The organism is Neorhizobium tunisiense, from assembly GCF_039631515.1.
Lineage (GTDB): Bacteria > Pseudomonadota > Alphaproteobacteria > Rhizobiales > Rhizobiaceae > Neorhizobium.
The window spans coordinates 204,025-210,134 of sequence record NZ_JBDIUU010000011.1; the positions used below are offsets into that span (position 1 = coordinate 204,025).

Here is a 6,110-nt window from a genome sequence, read left to right on the forward strand (position 1 = left end):
AGCTTTGGCGATGATGTGCTGAGGTGGACAGCCTAAGCTGGGCGAAGCCGTATCCCAACGCCGACCGTCGTGGTCTCGCCATCGAACAGGAAGATGACGTCCTTCTCCAACGCAGCACGAATCGCGTCCAGCTTCGATTGCTTTGCGTCTGCGCCGTTTTCGATCCTTGTGATCGTATTAGCCGTGATCCCTGCGGCTGCCGCCAATTCTCGGACAGGCGATCGCCTCGTTGCGCTCGCTCGCCAGCCTGAACCTTTAGGAGTTCGACATTGGAAAAAGTCAGATGTTGCCGTACGCGACGAATGCTTGCGTCTGCGCCGACCACGGAGCGGCGGTGGATTTGAAGTAGTTCGCGAGTGCGTCGCCGTCGCGAAAATCTCTCAACTGGGCTGTCTCGTCGCTGCCCCCGCTGCCGGTGGTGCAAATCCTCCAGGAGCTCATCACGGGCATTTCATAGGCCCCAAATCATGGCGGCAGGATTTGGCCCGGATAATCGTCGCCAAGAGCAATGGGCGCAAAGCGAGGTGATATAACGATGCTTGAGAGGAAGGGCGAAAGAGGGTAGACAGTGCGACAAAGGAATTGGACAGGAAACGGCATGTTCGGCAAGTTGAATCAGTTTAGGTCTGATAGGCGCAAAGAGCTGTCGATCCTAAGGGCCCTTAAGGAATGGGAGCAACGCGATTATTCGGAACAATCCCCCCAATTCCTGAAGGAAAGGATGTTCCTGAAACACGGGCTGGAGGGTGCTCAATGGGTTGAGACCGGGACTTACCTCGGCAAGACGACACAGTTTCTGGCGTCAAAGTTTCCTTTTGTGCACTCGATTGAGCCGGAAGCGAGCCTCTACCAAAAGGCGGCCGACAAGTTCGCCGGCCGAAACGTTCAGGTACACAACGGGACTAGCGAAGAGATATTGCCGGGATTACTGCCGAAACTGTCAGGCGATATCAATTTCTGGCTCGACGGACACTACTCCGCGGGGATCACCTACCGTGGTGCGCAGGACTGCCCTGTTTTGGATGAGCTAGCCGCCATTTCCTCCAACATGACAAACTTTCGAGCGGTCGCTATATTGATCGATGATGTCCGCTGTTTCCTGCCTGAAAATTTCGAGATGTATGGCTACCCGGATATTTCCAGGCTGGTCGACTGGGCGAATGAGAACCAATTCTTTTGGAGAATCGAGCACGACATTTTCATTATGAGAAGGCGCCCGATCTCGATCAGGTAAGGGTGTTTATTTCCCCTGAGAGCTGATGGAGTGGATTTTGTCCGAACATACAGTCTAGTGTTAGCACGAGCACTGGCAGTCAGCAGCCTCATTGCAAGACAGTCTTCACCGTAGTTTGCCGTCAAACCTTCGCTATCGCTCGCGAAATGCTCGCGAGGCTACCTCCACGAGCGGAGAGAACAAATACTCCAGGATGCGACGGGAGCCCGTTTTTATTTCGACCGTAACGGCCATACCTGGCGTGAGTGCGACCACCGTGCCGTCCGCTTCGATGACGTCCTTCTCCGGCCGTAGGGTGACCGGAAATACAAGGTTTTGTATTCTTTCCGTGCCTGAAAAGGAGCGATCGCGCGATGACGTCGCATTTGGATTTCCTTCAATCAGTTGGGCATCCTGCTGGGGCAGGGAATCCGTCGCGATTTGTTTGACGGTCGCTTCAAGTGAGCCATAGCGGGTGAACGGAAAAGACTCAACTTTCACGACTGCCGACTGACCTGGCTGAATGAATCCGATGTCCCGATTCAAGACGTACACCTCAATCTCCAATTCTGAGTCAAACGGAACTACCCGCGCGAGATCCTGGCCGGTGGTAACGACCTGTCCAAGTGTGAAGACTGCTGATGCTTGTAGGATACCTTCAACAGGACTTTCGACAACCAGTTGCCGCCGCTGGCTTTCCGCTTTTGCCAAAAGGTTCCGTAACTCTTCCGCCTCCCGTAGGGATTGGCCGAGTTTTTGAGCCTGATCACTCACAAACGCACGGGCTGTTTTCTCAATCTCGGCACTAAAAACAGTTACACCGGCACTTGCGACGCTCATCTCGCCCACCAGGGTAACCAGATCCGTCTCTCGCGTTTTCATCAGTTCGGTCGCGTCGATAACGCTGGAAATGGTGCCCGCAGTTCGGGACACCAACGTGTTTCGCATATCCACTCTCTGCCGTAACGTTTCGATGAGTGATTGCTGGGCCTCAATCTCTGCGGTCTTCTGTTGTCGTTCGGCTTCTTTTTGAGAACGTTGCGCCCGCAATGCAGAAAGCGTTGATTCCAACTCATCTAAACTTACGAGAAGGATCTGCTCCTCTCGAAGGCGGATATCTGCCGGAATGGTGGGGCTCCAATCAACCTTAACCTCAGATGACATTAGGCCTTGGCGCGCTGCGGCAATGGCAGCTCGCCTTCGGGTAGCCTCAGCTTCTGTGGAGTTCAGCTTATCGCGCAATCCTTTTTCCTCCGACAGTGCCTGTGTCGGGTCGAGTTCCAGCAATATGTCGCCGGCCTTGACGTATGTGCCGTTGGCGGGCGGCAGCTTTACCACTTTGCCTGTCACGACCGGCTGAATGACCTTCACCTTGCCGGTGGGCTGAAACTTACCCTGCGAAACTGCGACGATATCGACACGCCCCACATAAGCCCAGATCAGAGCTGTCATCGCGAACGAACAGATCAGCGTAAGGATAGCCGTCTGCACCGGCGAAGGCGGTGTCTCTAGTATCTCAAGCGCAGGCGCCAGAAACTCCTGATCGGCACGTTTTGCGCGCTTTGACGATGAACGCTCTTTGCCGGTCTTCATGAGACGCTCACATCGCTTTGAAGAGCCCAGAGCTTGGAATAGATCCCGCTTTTGTTGACCAACAACTCGGAATGCGAACCGCTTTCAAGTATCCGCCCATCGGCCATCCCCAAGATGCGATTACAGGTGCGGACTGCAGCCAGACGATGGGCAATGATGATGACCGTGCGGTTTCTAGCGATTTTCATCATGTTAGTCTGGATCACACGCTCGCTTTCATAATCAAGCGCACTGGTCGCTTCGTCAAAAATAAGAATAGGCGGATTGGTAGCGAGGGCACGAGCGATGGCGATCCGCTGCCGCTGACCGCCGGAGAGGTTCGCACCCCGCTCCTCTATCATCGTGTCATAGCCTTGCGGCAATTTGGCAATGAATTCGTCGGCTCCGGAGAGCTTGGCCACCGACATCACTTCCGCGCGCGACATCGCGGGGTTGGCGAAGGCTACATTATCGTGGATGGAGCGATTGAAAAGGATATTCTCCTGGAGGACGACGCCGATATGGCTACGAAGCCAGGAGGGATCTACATTCGAGAGATCTATTCCGTCGAGAAGAACCTGCCCCTCCTCAGGCAGATAGAGTCGCTGCAGGAGCTTCGTTAGCGTTGACTTGCCGGAGCCGGACGCGCCGACGACCCCGATGACCTCTCCGGGCGCGATATCGAGCGTGATTGACTTCAGAACTTCGGGCGATCCAGGACGATAGCGAAAGGTGACGTTCCTCATACTGATTGCGCCTCTCGGTTTCGGGAGCGTCATGCGCTGCTGCGGCATGGGTTCGATTGGGGAATTGAGCAAGTCCCCGAGGCGTTCAACCGAAATTTGGACCTGCTGAAAGTCCTGCCAGAGCTGAGACAATCTTAGAACAGGTTGGGTAACCTGGGCAGCGAGCATATTGAAGGCAATGAGCGCTCCGACCGATAGCTCCCCATCGATCACCGCCTGCGCACCGAAGTATAGCAGAAACGCAGCCGACAGCTTGCTCACATATTGGATCGCATTCTGGCCGACCGCGCTCAACCGTGTGGCGTCGAATGCGGTGCGCACATAGGCGGCAAGCTTCTCCTCCCATTGCGATTGCAGGATCGGTTCAACAGCGCCAGCCTTGACGGTATGGATCCCAACTATGGCCTCAACCAGAAACTGCTGGCTAAGTGCACCCCTATTGAATTTTTCATTGATCAGATCACGGAGTGGGGGGCGAATGAGGATACCTATAAGGACATAGATTGGGATCGACGCGACAACGATCAGCGTCAGTTGCGGGGAGTAGGCGTATAGCACCGCGATAAAGACGAAGGTAAAAATCAGATCCAGCAATGAAAATAGCGCCTGCCCCGTCAGAAAGCTTCGTATTGTCTCCAACTCTCTCACGCGTGCCACGGTCTGTCCGGCGGAGCGGCTCTCGAAATACTGAAGCGGGAGTCTTAGCAGATGACGGAAGAGCTTCTGTCCCAGCTCGACGTCGATACGATTTGTCGTATGCGACAGGATATAGGTCCGGAGATACTGCAGCGTGACATCGAAAATCCCGATAATGACGATGCCGGTGACCAAAACCGTAAGTGTAGAATAGCCTTTGTGCGACAAGACCTTGTCGACTACCAGCTGGAAAAAGAGTGGTGTAACGAGCGCGAATATCTGGATGAAGAGAGAAGCAAGCAGCACATGTGCTATTGGCTTGCGGTATCGCCATATTGACGGCAAGAACCATTTCAGTCCAAAACTGCGTGGGTTGACACCTGCTCCTCCAGCTCGGCGGCTGAGAAGGATAATGCGATCGTCAATCGAGGATAGAAGATCATCTGCGTTGACGACGCGATCATGCTTGCTGATAGGATCGACCAGACGGAACTGCTTGCCGTCGGCGATGCCCGCAAAAACGTGGTAGGTACCGTCGACAAGTTGGACTATGGCTGGCACGGGAACGGTCCTGAGCCGGTCCTGCGTAATCCTTCTGATCAACCTTGCCTTCAGTCCGATCAGCTTGGCCGCGCGGAGCACGTCGCGATCGTCGGCGCAGCGGCCGATCAGGGCCAACTCCCTCTGGAGAGCTTCAGGGTCAGCCGCAATGTGATAAAACGCTGCGATACCGCAAAGTGCGCGCAGGCCTGAATCCAGCTTTTGAACTGGCTGCGGCCGAGCTTCGACGCTATTCATTCCCCAACTAAGTCCCTACTGCCTCGTTACTATCGGGCTGCCCAAGCCCCACTATTCTAAGCAAACTGGAAGTTCGACTGCTGCAGGCTGGACAGAGCGACGGACTGCAGGGTGATTGAGTTGTCGGGATCGGCGGTGATGACGACGTTCGATCCCGACTGGACGGCGTGCGAGAGCAGCTGTGCCCAGTTGGCGAAGACCGCCTTGTCGAACTGGATGACGTCGCCGCCGGCCACCGAGAAGTCGGTGACGGTGTCATGGCCGAAGTTCGGGGTGAACACGAAGGCGTCGCTGCCCGAGCCGCCGGTCAGGGTGTCGTTGCCTTCGCCGCCATAGATCTCGTCATTGCCGGCTCCGCCGCTGACCGCATCGTTGTCCTCTCCACCGAACAACCAGTCGCCGCCATCGCCGCCGTTGATCGCGTCATTGCCCTGGAAGCCATAGATGACATCCGCATCGATCGTGCCGGTCAGCGTCTCGTTGAACACCGGCCGGGTACCGGTCTGCGACAGCGCGACCTCCACCAGGGTCGGATTGAACGCGACGATGTCGGCCTTGCCGTCGCCGTCGACATCGCCGAGCAGCCGCGGATTGCTGCTGTCGTTCGTCCAGCCGCCGGCGGCGGTCGAGCTTCCGAACGTGTTGAAGAGGCCGTAATAGACGTCGGAGAAGGTGCCGTCGGCTCGACCGAAGGCGACCTCCGGACCATTGGCGCCGAAGCCGACGATGTCGACCCGGCCGTCACCGTTGACGTCGGCGACCTCGCGCGGTGCCTGACTGGCATTCGCCCATCCGCCCGCCTCGGCGCTGTGGCCGAACATGCCCGCCAGTCCGACGATCGGCAGTTCGAACGTGCCGTCGGCCTTGCCGAGCGCGACCTGCACCCCATCGGCGCCGAAGGCGACGATGTCGGCCCGTCCGTCGCCGTTCACGTCACCGATCCGCCGCAGCCATTTGGTCGAGTCGTTCCAGCCGACCGTGGAGACGAAGTAGCCCGTCAGCGCAGTAATGGGCGCCGCGAAGGTGCCGGCCGCCGTCGCAAGTGCAACCAGGACCTGATGAGATCCGAACCCCACGATGTCATCGCGTCCGTCACCATTCACGTCGCCGATATAGCGAGGATAGAGGGTGGTGCTATACCATCC

General features: G+C 56.7%; 5 protein-coding genes. 1 reads left to right on the top strand and 4 read right to left on the bottom strand.

Annotated elements, in window-relative coordinates:
* Positions 1-32: 32 nt before the first annotated feature.
* Positions 33-206 (bottom strand): XRE family transcriptional regulator, encoded by a 174-nt coding sequence (locus ABCW43_RS26995; RefSeq protein ID WP_345930275.1) that lies wholly within the window; start codon positions 204-206, stop codon positions 33-35.
* A gap of 392 nt (positions 207-598) precedes the next feature.
* On the opposite strand from ABCW43_RS26995, the gene ABCW43_RS27000 reads away from it, so the two are divergent.
* Entirely contained in the window at positions 599-1,234 is a 636-nt protein-coding gene (locus tag ABCW43_RS27000; protein WP_345930277.1) for a class I SAM-dependent methyltransferase, read from the top strand.
* Between the two features lie 132 nt (positions 1,235-1,366).
* On the opposite strand, the gene ABCW43_RS27005 is transcribed toward ABCW43_RS27000, so the two are convergent.
* From ABCW43_RS27005 to ABCW43_RS27015, 3 genes are all read right to left on the bottom strand, one after another.
* Entirely contained in the window at positions 1,367-2,806 is a 1,440-nt protein-coding gene (locus tag ABCW43_RS27005) for an HlyD family type I secretion periplasmic adaptor subunit (RefSeq protein WP_345930279.1), read from the bottom strand.
* A complete protein-coding gene (locus ABCW43_RS27010) occupies positions 2,803-4,965 on the bottom strand; it encodes a type I secretion system permease/ATPase (protein ID WP_345930281.1) in 2,163 nt (720 codons plus the stop codon). The genes ABCW43_RS27005 and ABCW43_RS27010 overlap by 4 nt, the downstream gene beginning before the upstream one ends.
* A gap of 56 nt (positions 4,966-5,021) precedes the next feature.
* On the bottom strand, positions 5,022-6,110 hold a 1,089-nt coding region (locus tag ABCW43_RS27015; protein WP_345930282.1), incomplete at its 5' end, for an FG-GAP-like repeat-containing protein.